At 71.6% G+C, this 21,375-nt stretch carries 20 protein-coding genes; 5 read left to right on the plus strand and 15 right to left on the minus strand.

Annotation, left to right across the window (positions count from 1 at the left end; translation table 11 throughout):
• Positions 1-29 precede the first annotated feature (29 nt).
• From QMG39_RS03810 to QMG39_RS03820, 3 genes are read right to left on the minus strand one after another with little or no spacing between them, the layout of a single operon-like run.
• Positions 30-1,982 (minus strand): hydantoinase B/oxoprolinase family protein, encoded by a 1,953-nt coding sequence (locus tag QMG39_RS03810; RefSeq protein WP_281882521.1) that lies wholly within the window; start codon positions 1,980-1,982, stop codon positions 30-32.
• Positions 1,979-4,015 (minus strand): hydantoinase/oxoprolinase family protein, encoded by a 2,037-nt coding sequence (locus QMG39_RS03815; RefSeq protein ID WP_281882522.1) that lies wholly within the window; start codon positions 4,013-4,015, stop codon positions 1,979-1,981. Before QMG39_RS03815 ends, QMG39_RS03810 begins: the two co-directional genes overlap by 4 nt.
• Complete coding sequence (locus QMG39_RS03820; protein ID WP_281882524.1) at positions 4,012-4,254, minus strand: hypothetical protein; 243 nt, start codon at positions 4,252-4,254, stop codon at positions 4,012-4,014. The genes QMG39_RS03815 and QMG39_RS03820 overlap by 4 nt, the downstream gene beginning before the upstream one ends.
• Before the next feature lie 149 nt (positions 4,255-4,403).
• Between QMG39_RS03820 and QMG39_RS03825 the strand changes: the two genes are divergently transcribed.
• Entirely contained in the window at positions 4,404-5,234 is an 831-nt protein-coding gene (locus QMG39_RS03825; RefSeq protein WP_281882525.1) for an SDR family NAD(P)-dependent oxidoreductase, read from the plus strand.
• 17 nt (positions 5,235-5,251) lie between these two features.
• Here QMG39_RS03825 and QMG39_RS03830 read toward each other — a convergent pair whose 3' ends face one another.
• Positions 5,252-6,382, minus strand: a complete 1,131-nt coding sequence (locus QMG39_RS03830; RefSeq protein WP_281882526.1) for a flavin reductase — start codon at positions 6,380-6,382, stop codon at positions 5,252-5,254.
• Between the two features lie 146 nt (positions 6,383-6,528).
• On the opposite strand from QMG39_RS03830, the gene QMG39_RS03835 reads away from it, so the two are divergent.
• Both QMG39_RS03835 and QMG39_RS03840 read left to right on the plus strand, forming a co-directional pair.
• On the plus strand, positions 6,529-6,915 hold the full coding sequence (locus tag QMG39_RS03835; protein WP_281882527.1) for a cupin domain-containing protein: 387 nt from the start codon (positions 6,529-6,531) through the stop codon (positions 6,913-6,915).
• 4 nt (positions 6,916-6,919) lie between these two features.
• Entirely contained in the window at positions 6,920-8,512 is a 1,593-nt protein-coding gene (locus QMG39_RS03840) for an FAD-binding oxidoreductase (RefSeq protein ID WP_281882528.1), read from the plus strand.
• 68 nt (positions 8,513-8,580) lie between these two features.
• On the opposite strand, the gene QMG39_RS03845 is transcribed toward QMG39_RS03840, so the two are convergent.
• From QMG39_RS03845 to QMG39_RS03895, 11 genes are all read right to left on the minus strand, one after another.
• On the minus strand, positions 8,581-9,708 hold the full coding sequence (locus QMG39_RS03845; RefSeq protein ID WP_281882529.1) for a zinc-binding dehydrogenase: 1,128 nt from the start codon (positions 9,706-9,708) through the stop codon (positions 8,581-8,583).
• Positions 9,705-10,517, minus strand: coding sequence for an SDR family NAD(P)-dependent oxidoreductase (locus QMG39_RS03850; protein WP_281882530.1), 813 nt, complete (start codon positions 10,515-10,517; stop codon positions 9,705-9,707). Before QMG39_RS03850 ends, QMG39_RS03845 begins: the two co-directional genes overlap by 4 nt.
• A 16-nt stretch (positions 10,518-10,533) precedes the next feature.
• A complete protein-coding gene (locus tag QMG39_RS03855; protein WP_281882531.1) occupies positions 10,534-11,937 on the minus strand; it encodes an FAD-binding oxidoreductase in 1,404 nt (467 codons plus the stop codon).
• A 37-nt stretch (positions 11,938-11,974) separates the two neighbouring features.
• Entirely contained in the window at positions 11,975-13,564 is a 1,590-nt protein-coding gene (locus tag QMG39_RS03860; RefSeq protein ID WP_281882532.1) for an FAD-binding oxidoreductase, read from the minus strand.
• Positions 13,551-14,315, minus strand: a complete 765-nt coding sequence (locus QMG39_RS03865) for a carboxymuconolactone decarboxylase family protein (RefSeq protein WP_281882534.1) — start codon at positions 14,313-14,315, stop codon at positions 13,551-13,553. The genes QMG39_RS03860 and QMG39_RS03865 overlap by 14 nt, the downstream gene beginning before the upstream one ends.
• The gene (locus QMG39_RS03870) at positions 14,312-15,208 is read right to left on the minus strand and encodes an NAD(P)-dependent oxidoreductase (protein ID WP_281882536.1); all 897 of its coding nucleotides are present in this window, start codon (positions 15,206-15,208) and stop codon (positions 14,312-14,314) included. Before QMG39_RS03870 ends, QMG39_RS03865 begins: the two co-directional genes overlap by 4 nt.
• On the minus strand, positions 15,205-15,621 hold the full coding sequence (pcaC, locus tag QMG39_RS03875; protein ID WP_281882537.1) for a 4-carboxymuconolactone decarboxylase: 417 nt from the start codon (positions 15,619-15,621) through the stop codon (positions 15,205-15,207). Before pcaC ends, QMG39_RS03870 begins: the two co-directional genes overlap by 4 nt.
• Positions 15,618-16,559 carry an NAD(P)-dependent oxidoreductase gene (locus tag QMG39_RS03880; protein WP_281882539.1) on the minus strand — a complete coding sequence of 314 codons (942 nt, stop codon included), beginning with the start codon at positions 16,557-16,559 and terminating at the stop codon, positions 15,618-15,620. The genes pcaC and QMG39_RS03880 overlap by 4 nt, the downstream gene beginning before the upstream one ends.
• Positions 16,556-17,374, minus strand: a complete 819-nt coding sequence (locus tag QMG39_RS03885; RefSeq protein WP_281882540.1) for an N-acyl homoserine lactonase family protein — start codon at positions 17,372-17,374, stop codon at positions 16,556-16,558. Before QMG39_RS03885 ends, QMG39_RS03880 begins: the two co-directional genes overlap by 4 nt.
• 3 nt (positions 17,375-17,377) lie before the next feature.
• A complete protein-coding gene (locus QMG39_RS03890; protein ID WP_281882541.1) occupies positions 17,378-18,304 on the minus strand; it encodes an SDR family oxidoreductase in 927 nt (308 codons plus the stop codon).
• 98 nt (positions 18,305-18,402) lie between these two features.
• Positions 18,403-19,236 carry an SDR family NAD(P)-dependent oxidoreductase gene (locus QMG39_RS03895; protein WP_281882543.1) on the minus strand — a complete coding sequence of 278 codons (834 nt, stop codon included), beginning with the start codon at positions 19,234-19,236 and terminating at the stop codon, positions 18,403-18,405.
• Positions 19,237-19,397: 161 nt separating this feature from the next.
• Between QMG39_RS03895 and QMG39_RS03900 the strand changes: the two genes are divergently transcribed.
• Together QMG39_RS03900 and QMG39_RS03905 are read left to right on the plus strand one after the other, a co-directional pair.
• Positions 19,398-20,117, plus strand: coding sequence for a GntR family transcriptional regulator (locus QMG39_RS03900; RefSeq protein WP_281882544.1), 720 nt, complete (start codon positions 19,398-19,400; stop codon positions 20,115-20,117).
• A 188-nt stretch (positions 20,118-20,305) separates the two neighbouring features.
• A complete protein-coding gene (locus QMG39_RS03905; protein WP_281882545.1) occupies positions 20,306-21,316 on the plus strand; it encodes an ABC transporter substrate-binding protein in 1,011 nt (336 codons plus the stop codon).
• Positions 21,317-21,375 lie beyond the last annotated feature (59 nt).

The raw sequence follows: 21,375 nt of genomic DNA on the forward strand, positions 1-21,375 counted from the left end.
CACGGGGTTGCGCCGGGCGCCGACACCGCCTAGCCGCGCTCGGCCCGCATCTGCTCGCGCAGCGCCGCCGTGGCATCCGCGTCGACCGCCACGCCCTCGGGGTCCTCGTGCGGGTCGCCCGTGACGACCACGCCGTACAGGTCTGCCGCCCCGCCGATCGTGACGTACTCGTCGCGCACGTCGATCCGCACCTTCTCGGGGTCGCGCTCGAGCGGGTCGCCCCAGCCTCCAGCCCCGTTGGTGATGTACCGCAGCACCGACTGCCTGGCGCTCACGTTCGCGTTCGCGAACGGGTAGACGTACTCGCCCTGTCGCGACGGCGCGTTCGTCTCGGGGTCGAGCACCCCGGCCCACGCGGTGCCCGAGCGGAACGAGTCGGGCCCGGTCGCGGGCACGTTCGGCGCGCCGGCGTCGTCGGGCGGGTAGATCCAGACGCCGCCGTTGCGGCCGTGGCCGCCGCCGTGCACGCCGAAGCCGGTGATCGACTTGTGGCGGAGCTCGATGATCGAGTGCGCCGCGTCGGTCAGCCAGAGCGTGTCGCGCAGCATGGCGTTGCCGCCGCGGTGCACACCCGGACCGGCGGTGTCGGGCACGGGTTCGTGCCGCAGCATCACGACCGGGCTGTCCTTCTCGACGGCCTCGACCGACGGTGCGACGCCGTTGGCGAGGTACGACATGCACTGGGTGTCGGCGTCGCCGTGACGGTTCGCGCCGTACGGCCCGATCTCGCCGCCGCACTGCATCGCCGAGACCCACGGCCGGCCGTCGGGCCAGGCGCCGAAGGCGGTGTGCAGGTTGGTGCCGGCGCGGTCGCCCGCGATCGCGCGCTCGCCCATCGCCTGCTCGAGCGCCATGAGCGCGGTCGCGAGGATGACCTGGCTCTGCTCGAAGTAGAGGAACACCGCGCCGTCGGGCGGGAGGGCCGAGACCACGGTGCCCTCGGGCAGCACGATGTCTATGTTGCGGAACAGCCCGGAGTTGAACCGGCCGCGCGGGTCGAAGTTGTACTTCAACGCCACGCCGATCGCGGTCTTCACCTCCCAGACGGTCGCGTTGATCGAGGTGCGCGCCTGCCGGTGCGTGCCGGAGAAGTCCACCTCGATGCGGTCGCCGCGCTTGCGGATCGCGACGCGCACCGGATACGACTCGGTGTCGTCGATGCCGTCGCAGTCGACGCCGTGCTCGGCCTCCCAGTCGCCGTCGGGCAGTTCGGCGATGCCGAGGGCCATGCGCTCGGCCGCCGCATCCGTCGCATACCGCATCGCGCCGTGGAAGGCCGCGAGCCCGTAGCGGTCGATCGACTCGCGCACCAGCTGCTCGCCGAGCTCGAGGCTCGAGCAGACGGTCTGCATGTCGGGCAGCAGCACCTCGGCCATGCGCACGTTGTCGAAGATCACGTTCCACGACTCGGGCACGTTGACGCCCTCGCTCACGAGCAGGCGCGGCGAGAGCACGAGCCCGTTCTCGAACACGTTCTGCTTGGTCGCGCTGAACCCGCCGGGCACCGTGCCGCCCATGTCGAGCTGGTGGGCGTTGAGCGTGACGAACGCCGCGATCGCGCCGTCGACGAAGACGGGCCGGGTGAAGACGAGGTCGTTGTTGTGGTTCCCCGTGCGGTACGGGTCGTTGGCGATGAGCACGTCGCCGGGGCGCAGCCGCTCGGCGCCGTACTCGTTCACCATGTTCGGCACGGCGTCGATGGTCGTGCCGGCCATGAGCACGATGCCGTTGCTCGCCGCCGGCACCGGGTAACCGAGCTCGGCCGGGCCCGCGACCGTGCAGGCGAGGTCGTAGAAGTCGCGCAGCACGGGCGAGAACGCACCCGTCAGCAGGCGCGCGCTCATGTGCTCGACGAGGTAGTCGAACCGATTGCCGAGCACCGTCGCGGTGTACCTGTCGCAGCCGTAGGCGTCGCGGAACGCCGCCTCGTCGAGGTCCCGTATCAGCTGCCGCGGCCGGGTCTCCGGCGTCGTGATGGTCATGCCCTGCTCCCCGTCGTGATGATGATCTCCCCGCAGGTGCCGACCACCGCGGTCTGTCCGAACGAGACGAACGTCGTGCTGAGCTCCTCGCGGATCACCGCGGGGCCGGTGACCTGCGCGCCGATGCCGAGGTTGCCGCGCGAGAACCACTCCGCCTGCACCGGTTCGTCGGTGAGGTACGAGAGCGTGATCGTGCCCTCGGGCGTCGCCGTGAACGGCTCGACCGGCTCGGCCGGCACGTACTCGACCTTCTCGGCCGGCACGACGAGCTCGACCCGGTAGGTCACGCCCTCCACCGGGAACGCGTCGAAGCGGTTGCCGTTGCGGGCCTCGTACGCGTCGTGGAACCCGGCGACGATGGCACCCATCGACTCGGCCGTGATGGGCCCGTCGGGGATCGGCACGAACGGCGTCTCCCAGCTCTGCCCGACCAGGCGCCCGTCGAAGCTGCGCCGCGCGGTCACGCCCTCGGCCGCGGCGCCGAGCCGCTCGCGGAGCCTCGCCTCCATGCGGTCGTACACGGCGGCGACCTCGTCGACGGTGTGCTCGCCGAAGACCACGTAGGCGCTCTCCGACTCGGAGTACACCTGGTCGGCCGAGAGCAGCCCCAGGGCCGAGAAGAGCCCCGGATGCGGCGGGACGACGACCTCCTTGAGCGGCAGCAGGTCCATGGCCGCGGGCAGCAGCATGCCGCCGGCGGCGCCGTACGACATGAGGGCGAAGTCGCGGATGTCGACGCCGTGGCGCACCGCCACGTTGAGGATCTCCTCGGCCATGTGCGCGACGGCGAGGCGGTACGCGGTGCGCACGCGGTCGACGAGCGGCACCGGGGTGTCGAGCCGCTCGAAGGCGCGGGTCGCCGCCTCGACGTCGAGCGCGAACTCGCCGCCGGCGAACCCGTCGGCGTCCAGGATGCCGATCAGCAGCGCCGCATCCGTCACCGTCGGCTGCGTGCCGCCGCGGCCGTAGCAGGCGGGCCCGGGCTCGGCGCCGGCACTGCCCGGCCCGACGAGGATGCCCCCGGAGCTCGAGACCGTGACGAGGCTGCCGCCGCCCGCGCCCACGCTCGACACCTCGGTCGAGAGCGCGTTGATGATGAGGTCGTGCTCGATCTCGAAGGTGTTCTGCACGAACGGCCTGCCGTCGACGATGATCGACACGTCGGTCGAGGTGCCGCCGACGTCGGCACAGAGCAGGTCGCGGCGCCCGATCGCCTGGCCGAGGTGGTTGCTCGAGACGGTGCCGGCGGCCGGGCCCGCGAAGAGGATGCGGAACGGGCGCTCGAGCGCCTCGTCCCAGGGCAGGAGGTTCGCCGCGCAGTCGGCGAAGTTGAGCTGACCGGCGAACCCGAGCCCGCCGAGGCCGCGGTCGAGGGTCGTCGCGTAGTCCCCGAAGAGCAGCTTCATGATCACGTCGACCACGGTCGTGGAGGCCCGCTCGTACTCCTTCGCGAGCGGCGACGTCGCCGACGAGATCGAGACGTGCACGTCGTCGCCGAGCACCTCGTGCACGAGTTCGCGCAGGCGCTCCTCGTGGGCGGGGTTCACGTACGCGTTGATGAGGCAGATCGCCACGCCCTCGACCTCGCACCGGGCGAGGATCTCGAGCTCGTGCCGGGCCTGGGCCTCGTCGAGCTCGAGCAGCGTGCCGCCGTCGGCGGTCATGCGCTCGCGGATGCCCCGACGGAGGTAGCGCGGCACGATCGGCCGCGCGGCGTCGCCGAACGTGCGGCGCCACGACGGGTCGGTCTGCGCGTCGAGCGGCCGGTGCACGGAGCCGCGGTCGAGCACGTCGCGGAACCCGTCCGTGGTGAGCAGCGCGACCTTCGGCAGCCGGCGCTCGAGCACGGCGTTCAGGCCCATGGTGCTGGCGTGGTTGAACACCGCGCTGTCGTCGACGCCGAGTCGCCTCGCGCCCTCGACGACCGAGCCCGCCGGGTCGGTGCGTCCGCTCGGCACCTTGGTGACCTCGACGCGCCCGTCGCGGATCGCGACCACGTCGGTGAACGTGCCGCCGACGTCGACGCCGATCATCGGGCGGCCTCCCCGGTCTGCACGGTCGTGCCGAGGGGCACGAAGCTGCCGAGCGCGGGCGACGGCTCGCGCTCGAGCGAGGCGAGGCAGTCCTGGCACTTGACGGCCTGCCACCAGCCCCCCTCGCTCAGCACGCGGTAGGTGCGGACGTCCGCACCCCCGCACTCGGGACAGGTGCGTCCGAGCGGGACTCGGTCGACGTGGAGGCGCTCGTTCGCCGGGCGGGGGAAGGTGTGCACGGTCGACTTCTCCTTCGAAGGTTCACCGGGGGCGGCCACGTCGCCGACATGGGGGCTCGCGCACCACCCGTCTGCGGGTATTGTACGACAATCAGACACGCATGCAATACGGCAATCGGTGCGGATGCCGCATGGGAGGAGCGCGAGCGATGGAAACTGACGGATCGGACCCGGCCTCGGTGCACGTGGGGAGCACGGCGGTCACGACCTGGGGCGCGCGACGCTTCGAGGGGCGCATCGCGGCGGTCACCGGGGCGGCGCGGGGCATTGGCCGTGCCGTCGCCGAGCGCCTGCTCGCCGAGGGCGCGACCGTCTACGCGCTCGACCGGTCGGCCGAGCGACTCGCGGACGCGTGGGACGACGTCGAGCGGGCGACGCCGCTCGCGGTCGACGTCGGCGACAGCGCGCAGGTGGACGCCGCGTTCGCGCGCATCGCGGACGACCACGGGCGCCTCGACGCGCTCGTCACGGCCGCGGGCATCGCCGACGCGCCGTGGCGCCTCGGCGATCGCGGCGGCGACCCCGACCCGGGCACGATCGACGACGAGGCGTGGGACCTGGTCATCCGGGTGAACCTGACCGGCACGTTCTACAGCGTGCGCGCCGCACTCCCGCTGCTGCGAGCCAACGGCGCGCGCGGCGGCGCGGTGGTCACGCTCTCGAGCGTGGGCGCCCTCGCGCCCTATCCGCTCCAGGCCGCCTACCCCGCATCGAAGGCCGGCGTGCTCGGCATGACCCGCGCCATCGCCGCGCTCGTGGGCCGCGAGAACATCCGCGTCAACGCCGTCGCGCCCGCGGCCACGCGCACCGACATGCTCCCGAAGGACGAGGCGCTGCTCGCCGAGCTCGTGCAGCTCCAGCCCATCCCGCGGGTCGTGCCCCCGTCGGAGATGGCCGCGACGATCGTCTACCTCTGCTCGGACGAGGCGCAGTTCATCACCGGGCAGACCGTCAGCGCCAACGGCGGCATGGTGATGTGACCGCGGCGCCGGCCGGCTCAGGACGCGGCCGCCACCGCCGCCCTGGTCTCCTGCGGGCGCTTCGCGTGCGCCGCGAGGGTGCGCAGCACGCCCTCGAGGTCGCCCGACTCGTAGCCGGCCACGATCGCACTGTGGTCCTCGAGGAGCTTCACCGACGCCTTGGTCGACGCGCGCCGGATGGTACGCAGCTCGAGCGCCGGGAGCCGGAGGCCCTTGTACGTCTCGGTGAGGATCACGCTCTCGGCGAGTCCCACCAGGTACTCGTGGAACGCCGCGTTCGAGCGGATCCAGCCCTCGGGGTCGACGAACTCCTCGCCGTCGACGAACTCGAGCGTGGCCTCCATCAGGCGACGCAGCTCGACGAGCTGCTCGGGCGTGACGTGCCCGACGGTCTGCGCCGCGGCGCCGATCTCGATCGCGAGCTTCGCGGCGTAGTAGTCGTAGATCACCTGGTCGGGCACGGGCTCGACCTCGAAGGTCGCGCCCGAGCGGCGCACGAGGCCCTCGCTGGAGAGCGCGACGAGGGAGAGGAACACGCGCGACGGCTCGAGTTCGAGGGCGGCCGCGATGCGGTCGGCGTCGAGCTCGGTGGATGCGTCGGACACGGAGTTCACGACGTAGTCGCGCACGGCGTGCAGCGCAGCGGCATCCGGCGCCGTCTCCATGCGCCCGAACGAGCCGCGGAAGTAGGCCAGCGGGTTGCCCGGCTGGGAGCTCACGCCCAGCACCCGGGCGAGGAAGACGAGGTGCGTGCCGCCGCGCACCTGGTCCTCGACCACGCACTCGAACTGGGCGATCGAGCCCGCGAGCAGCGGGCAGTCGCCCTGGCCGCGCTCGAACGTCACCGAGCCGAACTTGTCGGGCGACTTCGAGGCGAAGTGCTGCGCGAGCGGCCCGGAGTCCTCCGCCAGCACGTTCACCGCGAACCGGCCCGAGCGCCCGATCGCCTGGGCGGTCGACGAGGCGACGTTGAGGCAGATGAGCAGCATGGGCGGCTCGTCCGACAGCGAGCTCACCGCGCTGGCCGCCGCACCGTAGTCGCGCCCGTCCTCGTGGGTCGTGATGACGGTGACGCCGCTCGCGAACCTCCCCATGACGTCTCGGAACTCCCACTTCGACGGTTCGACCGTGAGTGCTGTCGTGTCCATTGGTTCGCCCCTTCGCGTCCTCGGTCCGCGAGCTGTGCGACTCGCGTACGGCGATGGTAGCAAGTAGTTACAGGTACTACAACTATCTCGTTCGGATATACTATCGTCTGACAATCCGGACGACGACGTCAGCAGGAGGCAACAGGATGCGCATCATCTCGGGCCGATCGGGAGCCCCGTCGGGGCAGGCCGCGAACACGTTCACCGGGGAGGTGTGGGCGGACGGCGTGGTCACCGACCGCCCCGACGTGAAGATCAACAACGTCATCTTCACCCCGTGCGCCCGAACGTACTGGCACTCCCACGAGGGCGGGCAGATCCTGCAGGTCTTCCGCGGCCGCGGGCTCGTCACCGGCGGCGACGGCGAGACGCGCGTCATCACCGAGGGCGACACCGTCTGGATCGAGCCCGGCGAGCGCCACTGGCACGGCGGCACCGTCGAGTCCCTCATGGGCCACACCGCGATCTCGCTCGGCACCACGACCTGGCTCGAGGAAGTCTCCGAGGCCGACTACGCGGCGGCGCAGGGCTGACCCGATGACCGACACGATGCCCGCCCGGTCCCTGCCCGCCACTCCGGCCTTCGAGCTGCCCGACGCCGCGCGCGACGAGCTCGTCGCCGTCGTCGGCCGCGAGCACGCCCTCCTCACCGAGGAAGAACGCGACACCTACCGCGACCCGTACTGGTTCCACGACGACCGCTCCTACGACTCCTCGGCCGTGGTCTTCCCGGCGAACGTCGAGGAGCTCCAGGCGGTCGTGCGCATCGCCGGCGAGTACGAGATCCCCGTCTGGACCTCGTCGCAGGGCCGCAACAACGGCTACGGCGGTCCGTCGGCCCGCGTCGCCGGCTCGCTGCTCATCAGCCTGCGGCGCATGAACCGCATCCTGCACATCGACACCGAGCTCGCGTACGCCGTGGTCGAGCCCGGCGTGCGCTGGCTCGACCTGCATGCGGCGCTGCACGAGCTGGGCGACGACCTGCTGCTGTCGGTGCCCGACATCGGGTGGGGCTCGATCATCGGCAACTCGCTCGACAACGGCATGACGTACCTGCCGCTCGGCTCCGACTTCGCCGCCCCGTGCGGCCTCGAGGTCGTGCTCGCCGACGGGTCGCTGCTGCGCACCGGCATGGGCGCGATCCCCGACAACCCGTCGTGGCACGTCTACAAGCGCGGACTCGGCCCGACCCTCGACCCGCTGTTCATGCAGTCGAACTACGGCATCGTGACCCGCATGGGCGTCTGGCTCATGCGCCGGCCGCGCGTCTACACCCCGCTGTACCTCTCCATCCCGCGCGAGGACCAGCTCGGCCAGGCCATGGACCTCATCCGCGAGCTCCGGCTCGAGGGCGTCATCCGGGGCGTGCCCAACGTGCAGAACCTCGTCACCATGGGTGCGCAGTTCCCCGAGCACCTCGGCATGTTCCCGGGAGCGGATGCCACCTGGTCGGAGGAGCGGCTCGACGAGCTGGCGGATGCCACGGGCATCGGCCGCTGGGGCATGCGCACCGCGCTCTGGGGCGACGGCCCCGTCGTCGACCACCACCTCGAGCGCCTCCGCGAGGCGTGGTCCGCGATCGAGGGCGGACGCGTCGACGTGCTCGGCCGGTTCACGCCCGAGAACTGGTCGGAGATGGACACGTTCATGCAGAAGATCTCCGCGGGCGTGCCCACCATGGAGATGATGGAGCAGATGCCCGACTGGGTCGGCCACGTCGGCTTCTCCCCCATCGTGCCGCTCACCGGCAGCGAGGTCGTCAAGGTCGTCGAGCGCATCAAGGCGCGCGTCATCGAGCGCACCGGGGTGAACTTCGTGTGCGCGATCTTCCCGACCAACGACCGCAGCGCGATGATCGTGAGCGCCATGAGCTTCGACCGGCGCGACGAGGCGCACGTGCGGGCGACGTTCGACACGGTGCGCGAGCTGATCGCCGAGATCGGCGAGCTCGGCTACGGCGAGTACCGCGCGCACCTCGACGTGATGGACCTCGCCGCCGAGCAGTACTCGTTCGGCGACCACGCCTACCGGCGGTTCACGGAGTCGATCAAGGACGCCGTCGACCCGAAGGGCATCCTCGCCCCGGGCCGGCACGGGGTCTGGCCGGCGAAGTACCGCCCGGAGCGCTGAGCAAAACGAGGGGGGCCCAGCATCGCCGGGCCCCCCTCGTTCGTCGTTCCGGCGGCCCGCGCCGCCGCTCAGTAGTCGAACGCGATGATGCCGCACACGTCGTCGAGCGACCCGGAGCGATCGCGCGCGAGGTCGAGCTCGTCGAGCGCGTAGGTCCGCGTGAGGATCGGGTCGGGGTCGAGCAGCCCGCGCTCGAGCATGCCGGTGTAGCGCTGCAGGTCGCTGCGCATGTGCACCTGGCCGTTCTGCGAGCTCAGGATGCGGCGGCTCTGCAGCGCGGTCTCGACCTGGGGCAGCCCGAGCTCGGCGGTGCCCACCTCGAACCCGGTGAGCACGGTGCGCCCGCCCCGGCGTGCCGCGCGCACGGCGATGCGCTGCGCGGCCGTCGGGCCGGCCGCCTCGAGCACGACGTCGGCGCCCCGGCCGCCGGTGAGGTCGCGCACGGCCTCGACCGCGTCCGTGTCGTCCGGGTCGACGAGGTGGTCGGCGCCGAGCGAGGCGGCGATCGCGCGTCGGCCCGCGTGCGGCTCGACCACGACGATCGTGCCCGCGCCGGCGAGCCTGGCCGCCTGCAGCATCCAGAGCCCCACGTGCCCGGCGCCGACGATGGCGACCGACTCGCCCGGCGCGACCTCGGCGACGTTCGCCACCGAGCCGACACCGGTCGTGATGCCGCAGCCGAGCATCGAGAGCACCTCGCTCGACAGGTCGGACTCGATCGGGAACACCTGGTTGCCCGAGGCCGACATGTACTCGGCGTACCCGCCGACGCAGCCGGCGCACGAGATCGCCGCGCCGTCGTCGCCGCGCGCGACGTCGGGGTAGACGCCCCCGAGGTCGAACAGCTCGCCGCACTGCCACGGCTCGCCGATCGCGCAGTAGTAGCACCGTCCGCACTCGGGCGTGCCCGGCACGACGACCCGCTGCCCCACCGTGACGCCCCGCACCTCGGAGCCGACCTCGACGACCTCGCCGATCGAGGCGTGGCCGAGGATCGTCGGCGGGACCTTGAAGAGCTTGCCGCTCCAGTTCTTCACGTCGGTCGAGCAGAATGGGCTCGCGTGCGTGCGCACGAGCACCCGGGCCGGGTCGAGCGGCAGCATCTCGACCTGCTCGATCGAGAACGGCTCGCCGATCTCGCGGAGCACGCCCGCGCGGCCGCGCACGACCGGGGCGGCCGTGCCGCGCGGGCTCACGCCGACTCCACCGGGTAGCGCTCGAAGCCCTCGCGCACCTGCTGCTGCCGGGCCTCGACGAGGTGCCACCAGTCGGGATGGGTCACCGCGTACAGGTCGTCGTTCCGGATCGCCCGGGTCACGATGCGGCCGGCGTCGATCGGATCGATCCAGCGCAGGTCCCGCGCGGGTCCCTCCGAGATGTCGACGTCGGCGAGCGCGCCCGCGAGCGACGCGGGGCGGTTGCGCAGGCTCGACTTGATGTTCGTGCGCACGGTGCCCGGCGCGAGCAGCGTGAGGTGCACGTCCGAGCCCTCCTCGGCCAGCTCGAGGGCGAGCGCCTCGGTGAGCGCGGCGACGCCGTACTTGGTCACGGCGTAGGCGCCCGCACCGGCCATCGGCGCGAACGAGGCCATCGACCCCGTGTTCACGATGTGCCCGCCGTCGGGGTTCGCCTGGAGCAGCGGCAGGAACGTCGACACCCCGTGGATCACGCCCCAGAGGTTCACGTCGAGGATGAAGCGCCAGTCGGCGAGCGTCATGTCGGCCATGCGGGCGAGCGGCCCGACGCCGGCGTTGTTGACGACGATGCCCACCGAGCCGTGGCGTGCGACGACCTCGTCGGCGAGCGCCTGCACGCTCGCCGGATCGGTCACGTCGACGTGGATGCCCTCCGCGCCGATCTCGGCGGCGGTCTGCTCCAGCGCCTCGCGCTCGATGTCGGCGATCACCACCCTCGCGCCCTCGGCGATGAGCTGCTCGGCGATGCCGCGCCCGATCCCCGAGCCGCCTCCCGTGACCACGGCCACCCTGCCCTCGATCTGCGTCATGCGGCCTCCTCCTGGTTCAGTTGCCGAAGCCGAAGCGGCCGTCGGGGTCGTACTCGGCGCGGACCTCGCGGAGTCGCTCGGCCGTCTCCGCGGGCCAGAGCCGCGCGAAGTCGCCGGGGGTCGGATGCCCCGCCCAGTTGTAGTTCACCTCGGCGTGCGCGTAGTGCGCCACGTCGTCGAAGAGCGCCGGCCCGGCGACGGGCAGCGCCTCGTCGTTCAGCCCGGGGACGACCGCGGCGACCACGAGCAGCGAGAACGCCGCCTGCCGGCCGCCGATCGAGTTCGGCGCCTCGGGCTCGCGTGCGATCGCGCCGCCGAAGAAGCGGGTCTCGACGTTGGCGAACGGCGCCGGGACCCCGGCTCCCGCGTGGCGGAGGATCGTCGAGACGTAGTCCTGGTCGACCGGGTCGAGGAAGTCGCCGCGCTCCCAGATCGGCAGCGGTCCGAACGGCTCGGCGTGGATCGTGCCCACCTCCTGCGCCGGCAGCAGCCCGACGCCGTCGAGGTGCACGGGTGCGACCTCGCGCATCGGCGCGATGAGCTCCGCGCCGCGCGCGGCGAGCGACGCCGAGTCCCCCTCGAGGTCCACGTGGGCGAACCGCACGTGCGCGAGGGTGCGCCCCGCGAGCGGCTCGGGCACGCCCTCCGGCGGCATCCGCAGGATGCCGATCGAGGTGTTGGCGCTCTCGGGCAGCGTCGCGGTCCAGTCGAGCCACGCGCGATGCACGGCCTCGATGTGCTCCTCGGCGAAGAAGAGCCCGCCGCCGTAGACCTCCGTCAGCTGCACGGCCTCGACGGTCACCTCGGTCACGACGCCGAACCCGACCTTCCCGCCCTTCAGCGCCCGGAAGAGGTCGGCGTGCTCGTTCGCGGAAGCCACGACGGTCGAGCCGTCCGCGAGCACCACCCGGAACGAGCGCGCGCGGTCGGCCGCCCAGCCGAGCGTGCGGCTGAGGGGCCCGACGCCGCCGCCGAGCATCAGCCCGACCGCGCCGACGCTGGGCGACGAGCCGGTGACGGCGGCGAGGCCGTGCTCGGCCAGGCGCGGCAGGATGTCCATCCACCGCGCACCCGCGCCGATGGTGAACGTGCCGGCCTCCGGGTCGACCTCGATGGCGTCCAGCCGGTGCGTGCGGATCAGCAGCCCGGAGTCGACCGTGCGGTACGAACCGTGGCCGGTGGCCTGGATGACGACCTCCAGCCCGTGCTCGCCGGCGAACCGCACGGCCGCCTGCACGTCGGCCTCGCTCGTCGCGCCGACGACGAGGTCGGGCGCCATCGGGGAGAGCGAGTTGAACCCGTCGATCTCCTCCTGGTAGCCGGCGTCGCCGCGCGCGAGCACCGGCCCGGCGACCTCCGACCGCAGCGCCGTGAGCGCCGCTCCCGATGCCTCGACGACCGTGGTCGTGTCCGATCCCATGTCTGCTCCTCGTTGAGTCGTGTGCTCGATCGTGCTGTCAGGCGACGGCGCCGCTGCCGTCGCCGTCGCGCCGTCCGGCCGGCCAGATGCCGTGCCGTCCCGGCGCGAGGATGCCGTTGGGGTCGACGGCGTCCTTGATCCGCTCGCAGAACCTCCGGTAGGCGAAGTCCCCGAACGAGTACTGCTCGGCGGCGAGGTCCATGAAGTCCAGGTGCGCGCGGTACTCGCCGTACCCGAGGGCCCCGGCGGCGCGCACCATCGACTTCACGGTCGAGAACGCGGTCGCGCTCTGCTGCTCGTCGCTCGTGTCGAAGGCGAGGCCGCTGACGAGCAGCGCGCTGCGCTCGCTCGCGACGCAGATGCCCATGACGAAGTTGACGCCCGCCTCGCGCACGACGATCTCCTCGAGCAGGTCGACGACCTCGCGCACGTCCCTGCCGACGAGCGGGACGGCCGGCGAGAACCCGACGTGGCCGATGTGGTCGGGCAGCGCCTCGAGCATGTCGAGGTTCGGGATGCCCGCCTGCACCTTGTCGACGAAGTCGACGATCTCGTGCCACTCGTCGCGGCCGAACGTGCGGTGGTGGTCCACCCTGGCGCCCTCGATCGCGGACCACGCCTCGGTGATCTTCTCCACGTGCCGCGCGACGACCACCGGGTCGCCCCAGACCGCGGTGCGCATGCCCCAGCGCCCGACGCCGGAGACGTCGGCGAGCTCCTGCAGCGCGTCCTCGCTCAGCGTGGCATCCGCCCCCTGCAGCTTGCCGAGCAGCTCGGGGAAGTGCGACGACAGGGTGATGGTGTTCTGCATCACCGGCACGCCGCGGATCACGCCGTCGAGCCGCAGCTCGCGGAGGATGTCGATCGCCTGCTCGAGCTGGGTGTCCTTCGGCACCGTGAGGAACAGCGGGGCGTAGGCCTCGGGCTTGCGCATCAGCCAGTAGCCCATGCGCGTGACGATGCCGAAGTTCGACTGCACGAACAGCGGGTCGAGCACCGGGCCGAGCCCGCGCTTGTAGACGTGCCACGACTTCGCGTCGGGGATCGCGCCCATGCCGGTGCGCAGCAGCGAGCCGTCGGCGAGCACGACCTCCATGCCCGTCGGCGCCTGGAAGTCGGTGCCGAGCGGCAGGTAGGTGACGCCGCTGTCGAGGGTGTTGCCGATGACCGAGCCCCAGCCGAGGTCGGGCACCGAGACGAGCAGGTCGTCGTGCCCGGCGTCCTGCAGCGCCTGGTGCAGGTCCATCCAGGTGACGCCCGGCTCGACCACCGCGTAGGCGAGCTCGGGATCGATCTCGATCACGCGGTTCATGCGGCGGAGGCTCACGAGCACGGAGCCGGCGACGCGGGGCGACGGCCCGCCGTACCCGTTGTTGCGCCCCTGCGACGACGGCCAGAGCGGTACGCCGAGCTCGTTCGCGATGCGCACGACCGCCTGCACCTCCTCGGTCGACGTGGGGTAGACCACGGCCGACGAGTCGTAGGTGCGGTCGCCGTGGAACCAGTAGGGGTCCCGGTAGGCGTCCCTGCCCTCCTCGTCGACGACGACGGCGTCGTCGCCGAGCACCTCGCGGAACCGGCGCTCGGCCTCCGCGGTCAGGACGTACGGCTGGTCACGCGCGCTCATCGCGGCCTCCACTCTCCTCCTGCAGGATCGGCGCGGCCTCGAGCAGCCCGTGGATGCCCAAGGTCGACGCGATCTCCATGACCTCGATCAGCTCCTCGGCGGTGGCGCCGTACCCGACCGCGTTCTGCAGGTGCAGGCGCAGGCCGGACGTGTACAGGTGCGTCGCCGCCGTGTCGAACGCGATGTAGATGAACTCCTTCACCTTCGGCTCGAGGGTGCCGGTCTTCCACGGCACCGACGAGAACTCGGTGTAGGCGTCGAAGAACTCGGGTGCGAGCTCGAGGATCTCGTCCCAGAACGAGTGCCAGTACCCGCGGTTGGCGGTGAACTCGGCCTTGAGCCGCTCCTGGTACTCGGTGAGCTCGGATGCCCCGCTGCGCACCCCCGCCTCCTCGAGCACCTCGACGAGGATCGGCACACCGATGTTCATCGCGTGGATGCCGAGCGTCGCGCAGCACTCGAGCACCTCCATCAGCTCCTGCGGGGTCGCACCGGCGTCGAGCGCGCGACGGATGTGCCCGCGCACGGGCGGCAGGTACAGGTGCGTCGAGTTCGCCGCGACCGCGAGGCGGATGAAGTGCCGCACCTTCTCGGGCAGCGCGCCGCGGCGATCGGGCACGGCCGCGAGGTCCGCGTACTTGTCGAGGAACTCCGGGTCGAGGTCGAGCACCGCCTGGAGCTTGCCGTCCCACTCCCCGACCGTCTGCTCGACGTGCTCGCGGATCTCGGCGCTGCGCTCGCTGCCGCTCATGCCGTGGCTCCCTCGGCCGGCGTCGCGAGGTGCTCGCGCAGCCAGCGCGCCACCTCGGTGTGGTCGGCTCCCGCCCCCAGTTCGGCATCGGCGGCCTCCCAGTGGGCGACGGCCGCGTCGGTGAGCGTGTGCGGCACGCCGAGGCGTTCGGCCAGGCCGGTGGCGATGCGCATGTCCTTGAGCATGAGCGCGAGCCCGAAGCCGGAGTCGTAGGTCTCGCCCACGATGAAATTCGGCCACTTGTGCTGCGTCGAGCCGCTGCGACCGCTCGAGCCGTTGATGGCGTCGAGCATCACCTCGGGGTCGAGGCCGAACGCGATGCCGGTGAGCATCGCCTCGCTGCTCGCCCACAGGTGCGTGGCCGACATCAGGTTGTTGATCGCCTTCAGCGCGTGGCCGGCACCGACCGCACCGACGTGGGTCGGGCGCCCGAGCACCTCGAGCACCGGCAACGCCGCCTGGACGTCGGCCTCCGCGCCGCCCACCATGATCGTGAGGGTGCCGGCGCGCGCGCCGCCCACGCCGCCCGACACCGGCGCGTCGATGAAGCGCGCACCCGACTGCTCCACGACGCCCGCGAGCTCGCGGCTGCGCAGCGGCTCCGACGAGCTCATGTCGATGACGAGCGCACCGGGCTGCACGGACGGCAGGATCCCGGCGGCCGCGGCCTCCACGATGTCGGAGTTGGGGAGCATCAGGATGACGGCATCCGCCCGCTCCACCGCCTGCGCCGCGTCGGCGACGGCCGTGCCGCCCGCCTCGACCAGCCGCTCGCGCGCCTCGGCGGAGATGTCCGACCCGACGACCTCGAGCCCGGACTCGACCAGCCGACGGGCCATGGGGGTGCCCATGTTGCCGAGGCCGATGAAGGCGACGACGTTCGCAGCGCTCACAGCTCGCCCGCCGCCTTCATCTCCTCGAGCTTCGCCTCGGCGATCCGGAACGACTCCAGCGAGGCCGGGACGCCGACGTAGATCGCGACCTGCATCAGCACCTCCTGGATCTCCTCGACCGAGACGCCGTTGCGGATCGCGCCGCGCACGTGCACCCCGAGTTCGTGCCCGCGGTTCAGGGCCGAGAGCATGGCGATGTTCAGCAGGCTGCGCGTGCGCCGGTCGATGCCGTCCCGGGTCCACACGGCGCCCCAGCAGTACTCGGTCACGAGTTCCTGGATGGGGCGGGAGAACTCGGTCACCTGGCCGAGCGAGCGCTCGACGTGGGCGGGGCCGAGCACGTCGCGCCGGACGTTCATGCCCGACTCGTAGGTGTCCCTGCGGGTGGCGTCGTTCTGGTCGATGGTGGTCATGCTGTCCTCGTCTCGGAGTCGGAGTCGGCGTCGGCGTCGTCGGGGTCGTGCGCATCGTGGAGCCGGATGCGGCCGGAGACGTCGCCGATCGCATCGACGACGGTGTTGCTGATGGCGTCGGCGTAGCCGAGCGAGTTCGCCAGCCCGAAGCTGGCGAGCGGACCGGACGCGTTGAGCGAGGTGACGCCCAGCTCGTGCAGGTGGTCCACGTAGAGCACGACGTCCTTGGTCATGAGGGCGTTCGTGAGGCCGCCCTTGAGGTAGTCGCCGTGGATGATCTTCGGGAAGCGGTTCAGGGTGGCGAAGTTCACCCCGGAGCTCGTGTTCAGCACCTCGAGCACCGTGTCGAGGTCGAGCCCCGCCTTCTTCGCCGCGACCATGACCTCGGCGGTGGCCGAGAGGCTGATGGCGTTGAGGAAGTTGTTCAGGAGCTTCATGCTGTGCCCCGCGCCGGAGGCGCCCATGTGGTGCACCCCGGTCGCGAAGTGCGCGAGCAGGGGCCGCACGCGGTCGAGCGCCTCGGGGTCGCCGCCCACCATGAGGGTGAGGCCGCCCTTATCGGCCGCCGCCGCGCCGCCGGAGATGCCGGCGTCGAGGTAGGCGACGCCGCGCGCGGCGAGCTCCCCGCTGATCGTCGTGGTCGAGCTCGGCGCGGCCGTGCTCAGGTCGACGACGACCATCCCGGGCCGAAGCCCCTCCAGGAATCCGGGGTCCTGCAGCACGACGCGCTCGACGACCCGGCTGTCGGGCAGCGACAGGAACACCACGTCGCTCGAGGCGAGCACGGCCACCGACGAGTCGGCCGGGGTCGCGCCCGCCTCCTCGACGGCCTCGCGCCGCATGTCGAAGCCGAGCACCGCGACGCCGCCGTCGACCAGCCTGCGGGTCATGCGCCCGCCCATGTTGCCGAGCCCGATGAATCCGGTCCGGTCCGTCATGACGCTCCTCCTCGGTGGGACTGCCCGATGGTCGCCGCGATGCCCGCGAGCGGGCCCTCCTCGACCATGCGGAAGCGGTTGAGGGTGTCGGGGTCGTGCCCCGGCACCAGGTGGCTGACGCCGTCGCCGAGCATCGCTCGGATGCGATCGAAGCCCGCGTACATCGCCGGCAGGTCGGCGACGAACGCGAACGGCAGGTCGTCCTCGTACTCCTCGTAGTAGTGCACGGCGTCGGAGGCGAGCAGCACGTCGCCCTCGGCGGTGTGCACGAGCACCGCGGACTGGCCGGGCGTGTGCCCGCCGATCTCGATGACGGTGACCCCGGGCGCGACCTCGAACGTGTCCGAGAACGTGCGCACGCGACCCTGGTCGTGGGCGCGCTGCAGCTCGGCGAGTTCGGCGTCCTCGGTCGACCAGGCGAACTGCGCGCGGTGGCCGAGCCCGTTGATCCAGAAGTCGTACTCGCGCCGGGCGATCACGACGGTCGCGTTCGGGAAGAGGCCGAGGTTGCCGATGTGGTCGTAGTGCGCGTGCGTGACGACGATGGTGTGCTCGCCCTGCGGGTCGATGCCGAGGGCGGCATACACCGACGGGATGTCCTTCACCCAGGTGCGCGAGCGGTTCGCTCCGCCCTCCGGCGAGAACCCGGTGTCCACCAGGATGGTGCGCTCGTGATTGCGGATCACCCAGACGTAGTAGTCCATGCCGATCGGGGCGTCCGGCCGGCCGGTCACGTGGTGGTTCAGGAACACCTCCGAGCGGTGTCCCTGCCGCGTGCCGTACCGGACGATCACGACCTCGTAGTCGTCAGCCATGGATCAGGCCTCCTGCGCCACCGGCGGCCACTCGTGACGGCGCTCGAGCATGAGGTCGCGAAGGGAGCGGGGCGGATGCCCCGTGAAGCGCTCGACCACGTCGGTGACGTGCGCGAGGTGGCCGGCGCGGATCATCCGGCCGAAGGTGACCATGCCGTCGCTGCTCCACGGCACGGGCGACTTCGAGAAGTCGCCCGTCGCGTCGCGCGGCACGCCGAGGGAGTCCCACATCGCGTACATCTCGTCGTCGGTCAGGTCGACGATCGTGATGGTCGCCCCGCTCAGCTCGGCGATCATCTCCCCCACCTCGCGGTAGGTCAGCAGGTCCGGACCGGTCACGTCGTACCCGGTGTTCTCCTCGCCCTCGCCCATGAGCACGTGCGCGGCGACCTCGGCGACGTCGTCGCGCGAGACGAAGGCCACCTGGCCGGAGCCGGTGTTGCCGATGCTCTGGCCCGAGGTGATCGCGATCGCGGCCTGGTTCTCGGCCATCGCATCGGCGTACTGGTTATTGCGGAGCATGTTCCAGGTCATGCCGCTGTCGAGGATGAGCCGCTCGGTGAACTTGTGGTCCGAGACCTCGACCGAGTCGACCTCGGGCTTCTCGGTGCCGATGAAGGAGGTGTAGACGATGTGCCCGACCCCCGCGGCCGTCGCCGCCTCGATCGCGTTCCGGTGCTGGCGCTGGCGGTTCGGGCCGACCTCCATGGTCGAGACCATGAACAGGTGGTCGCCTCCGCGGAAGGCCGCCTCGAGGCTCGCGCGATCCTCGAAGTCCGCGATGCGGGCGTCGACACCCCGCGCGCGCCACCGCTCGGCGACCTCGGGGTCGCGGGTGGTCACGATGACCTGGTCGGCGGGCACGTGCTCGAGCAGGCGCTCCGCGACCGCGGATCCGACGTACCCACTTGCACCGGTGACAATGAACACTGCTGCTTCTCCTTTGAAACGGCTGTCCGGTCGCACCCGCGGGTGCCGACCGAACCGAACGGTCATATGAGACTATCGTATGACAATCTTCCGTGGGGCTACTTTCCGAACACGTCGAATATCCCGCGGTCGACCGGCTCCGTGTCCCAGAGCCCGGCCCCTCCGCCGTACCGGTTCGTGTTCTGCACGTGCGCCCCGCCGTCGACCGAGAGCACGGATCCGGTGACGTAGGAGCTGTCCTCGCTCAGCAGGAACGCGACCGCCGCGGCGACCTCGTCGGGCTCGCCCGCGCGACGGAGCGGGGAGGTGCCCGCACGCTTCACCATGTCGTCGATGCCCTTCTGGCCGAAGATCGGCGTGGGCACGATGCCCGGGGCGACGGCGTTCACGCGCACGCCGATCGGGCCGGCGTAGACGGCGGCCCCGTGCACCAGGCCGATCACGCCGTGCTTCGAGGTCGTGTACGCGAGCAGGTCCGCGGCGCCGCGGAGGCTCGCGATCGACGCGGTCACCACGATCGAGCCCGTCGTGCCACTCGCGGCGAAGTGCCGCAGCGCGGCGCGGGTGCCGAGGAACGGGCCGCGGAGGTTGACCGCCATGACGGCGTCCCACTCGTTCGCATCGGCGTCCGTGAGCTGCACGGCCGGCGTGCCCGCGATGCCAGCGTTGAGGTGGTGCAGGTCCGCCGAGCCGAACGCCTCGAGCGCCGCGGTCATGTACGCGTCGACGCCCTCCTCGGTCGAGACGTCGGCACCCACCCCGATGGCCTCGCCGTCCAGCGCGTCCGCGGCCGCACGCGCGCGGTCCTCGTCGAGGTCGACCACGACGAGCCTCGCGCCCGCCGCCGACAACCTGGCGACCACCGCCGACCCGATCCCGCCAGTGCCACCGGTGACGATCGCCACCTTCCCCGAAAGTCCCGCATAGGTCATCGCCGACTCCTCCTTTGGAGCATCAAGATTGTCTGACAGTATTATATATAGACGATCCATCGCGAATCGCACGGGTTCGCGCCACGCCGGTCACGCTTCCCGACCCCGGGGCGCAGGTCCGGTTGTATGATCGACTGTTAATCCAGCAGCTAGGGGAACGCATGTCGGAGCCGAACACACTGTCGGTCGGATGGTCCACGCCGCCCGTCGATCGAGTGGCCGCGCCACTCCGCGAGCAGGTCATCACGGCCCTCCGCACCGCGATCCTCGACTTCCAGCTCCGGCCCGGGCAGCGGCTCGTCGAGCGTGAGCTGATCGAGCAGCTCGGCGTCTCGCGCACCACCGTCCGCGAGGCGCTGCGCGAGCTCACCAGCGAGGGCCTGGTCACCGTGGTGCCGCAGCGCGGCGCGGTCGTCAGCGCCCCGTCGCTCGCCGAGGCGGAGGACCTCTACGAGATCCGCGCGGTGCTGGAGTCCATCCTGGTCGAGCGCTTCGTCGAGCGCGCGACCGACGAGCAGCTCGAGCGGCTCGAGGAGTCCGTCGAGCACTTCGCCACGGCATCGGCCGGCAGCCTGGAGCCCCGCGTCATCCTCGACGCGAAGGACCGCCTGTACGAGGTGCTCATCGAGGGCGCGGCGAGCCCGGCGCTCCAGAACATCATCGAGGGCATCCAGGCCCGGGTCCGCATCCTGCGCGCCACCTCCATGGGCGAGCCGGGCCGCGCCGAGGAGGCCGCGGCGGAGCTGCGCCTCGTCGTCGACGCGGCCAAGCGCCGCGAGTCGGCCGAGGCCGCGCGCCTGTGCGCGACCCACGTGCGCAACGCGTCGAAGACCGCGCTGTCGCAGCTCCGCCTCGCCGAGGCCGCCAACCAGCAGCGCTAGCGCACCGCGGACACGCCGCCGCGACCCGCACGCATGGTGGGCTCGCGGCACGATGCCGCCCTCCGCTGTCCACCTCCACTTGAATCCGTGTCCACCGTGGCTTGACCGGTCGAGCCGACCATAATATCGTCGGACAAACACCCGGCGAGGTCGGGTGTGCACCAGTGGTCTCAACGAAGAGGTTCTCCATGACTGGCACGGCAATCCGCACACGACGCACGCCCCTGACGATCGCGGGCCTCGCGTCGCTCACCCTCCTCGCCGCCCTCACGGGCTGCGCCGGGGAGTCGACGTCGGCGACCCCGGCCGAACCCGGCGACCCGACCGCGCCCGAGCTCGCGGAGGTGCAGCTCACGGGCATCAAGGGCCCGGGCACCATCCCGCTCCAGATGGCCGCCGACGACACGGCCGCCGCGTACGGCCTCGCGGTCGAGCCGTACTTCGTCGACAACAGCGGCATCGCGGTCACCGCGGTCATCTCCGGCGACGCCGCGGCCGCCAACACGAGCTACTTCGGCGTCATCGACGCCATCAACCAGGGGCTGCCCCTCGTCGTCATCGCCGAGGGCTGGGCGTCCACGCCCGCCACCGGCACGCTCGAGGCGCTCGAGTCGTCGGGCATCACCGGCCTCGAGGACCTCGCCGGCAAGACGGTGAACGTGATCTCCCTCAACAGCAGCCACGCGATCAAGCTGCGCGACTCCATGCTCCAGGCGGGCCTCGACCCCGAGGCCGTCGACTGGGTCGAGCTCCCCTACGGCGAGGTCGCCGCCGCGATGGAGCAGGGCACCATCGACGCCTCGAGCGCGGTCGGCCCGACGCTCGCCGCCGTCCGCGGGCTCGGCAGCGTGACGGTGTTCGACTACGGCGCCGGCGAGTACGAGGGCATGGCCGAGTCGGGCTGGGTCGCATCGCAGGAGTTCGTCGACGAGAACCCCAACACCGTCGCGGCCATCCAGTGCGCGATCTTCGAGGCGCAGGGCGCGCTCGTCGACGACCGCGCGCTCTTCGAGGAGCAGTTCAGCGCCTTCCTCGGCGCACCCGCCGAGGTCGCCGCGAACGAGATCATGCTCGAGTACCAGACGACGAACCGGATCGACGCGATCCAGAAGAACGCCGACGTCTACTTCGCCAGCGAGCGGCTGACCGAGGAGTTCGACTTCGCGCCGCACGTCCTGCCGGTGCCGGACGACTGCTGATCGGATCGACACCCGGGGTCGCCGGTCACGCGACCGGCGACCCCGACCACCTCGAACGG

This window comes from Agromyces rhizosphaerae, from assembly GCF_027925245.1.
In the GTDB taxonomy this organism is placed as follows: domain Bacteria; phylum Actinomycetota; class Actinomycetes; order Actinomycetales; family Microbacteriaceae; genus Agromyces; species Agromyces rhizosphaerae.

What these genes read in the sequence shown, in the direction of transcription:
- QMG39_RS03810 (WP_281882521.1), bottom strand. Translation starts at nt 1,982, where the DNA reads ATGACCATCACGACGCCGGAGACCCGGCCGCGGCAGCTGATACGGGAC.
- QMG39_RS03815 (WP_281882522.1), bottom strand. Translation starts at nt 4,015, where the DNA reads ATGATCGGCGTCGACGTCGGCGGCACGTTCACCGACGTGGTCGCGATC.
- QMG39_RS03825 (WP_281882525.1), top strand. Translation starts at nt 4,404, where the DNA reads ATGGAAACTGACGGATCGGACCCGGCCTCGGTGCACGTGGGGAGCACG.
- QMG39_RS03830 (WP_281882526.1), bottom strand. Translation starts at nt 6,382, where the DNA reads ATGGACACGACAGCACTCACGGTCGAACCGTCGAAGTGGGAGTTCCGA.
- QMG39_RS03835 (WP_281882527.1), top strand. Translation starts at nt 6,529, where the DNA reads ATGCGCATCATCTCGGGCCGATCGGGAGCCCCGTCGGGGCAGGCCGCG.
- QMG39_RS03840 (WP_281882528.1), top strand. Translation starts at nt 6,920, where the DNA reads ATGACCGACACGATGCCCGCCCGGTCCCTGCCCGCCACTCCGGCCTTC.
- QMG39_RS03850 (WP_281882530.1), bottom strand. Translation starts at nt 10,517, where the DNA reads ATGACGCAGATCGAGGGCAGGGTGGCCGTGGTCACGGGAGGCGGCTCG.
- QMG39_RS03855 (WP_281882531.1), bottom strand. Translation starts at nt 11,937, where the DNA reads ATGGGATCGGACACGACCACGGTCGTCGAGGCATCGGGAGCGGCGCTC.
- QMG39_RS03860 (WP_281882532.1), bottom strand. Translation starts at nt 13,564, where the DNA reads ATGAGCGCGCGTGACCAGCCGTACGTCCTGACCGCGGAGGCCGAGCGC.
- QMG39_RS03865 (WP_281882534.1), bottom strand. Translation starts at nt 14,315, where the DNA reads ATGAGCGGCAGCGAGCGCAGCGCCGAGATCCGCGAGCACGTCGAGCAG.
- pcaC (WP_281882537.1), bottom strand. Translation starts at nt 15,621, where the DNA reads ATGACCACCATCGACCAGAACGACGCCACCCGCAGGGACACCTACGAG.
- QMG39_RS03880 (WP_281882539.1), bottom strand. Translation starts at nt 16,559, where the DNA reads ATGACGGACCGGACCGGATTCATCGGGCTCGGCAACATGGGCGGGCGC.
- QMG39_RS03885 (WP_281882540.1), bottom strand. Translation starts at nt 17,374, where the DNA reads ATGGCTGACGACTACGAGGTCGTGATCGTCCGGTACGGCACGCGGCAG.
- QMG39_RS03895 (WP_281882543.1), bottom strand. Translation starts at nt 19,236, where the DNA reads ATGACCTATGCGGGACTTTCGGGGAAGGTGGCGATCGTCACCGGTGGC.
- QMG39_RS03900 (WP_281882544.1), top strand. Translation starts at nt 19,398, where the DNA reads ATGTCGGAGCCGAACACACTGTCGGTCGGATGGTCCACGCCGCCCGTC.
- QMG39_RS03905 (WP_281882545.1), top strand. Translation starts at nt 20,306, where the DNA reads ATGACTGGCACGGCAATCCGCACACGACGCACGCCCCTGACGATCGCG.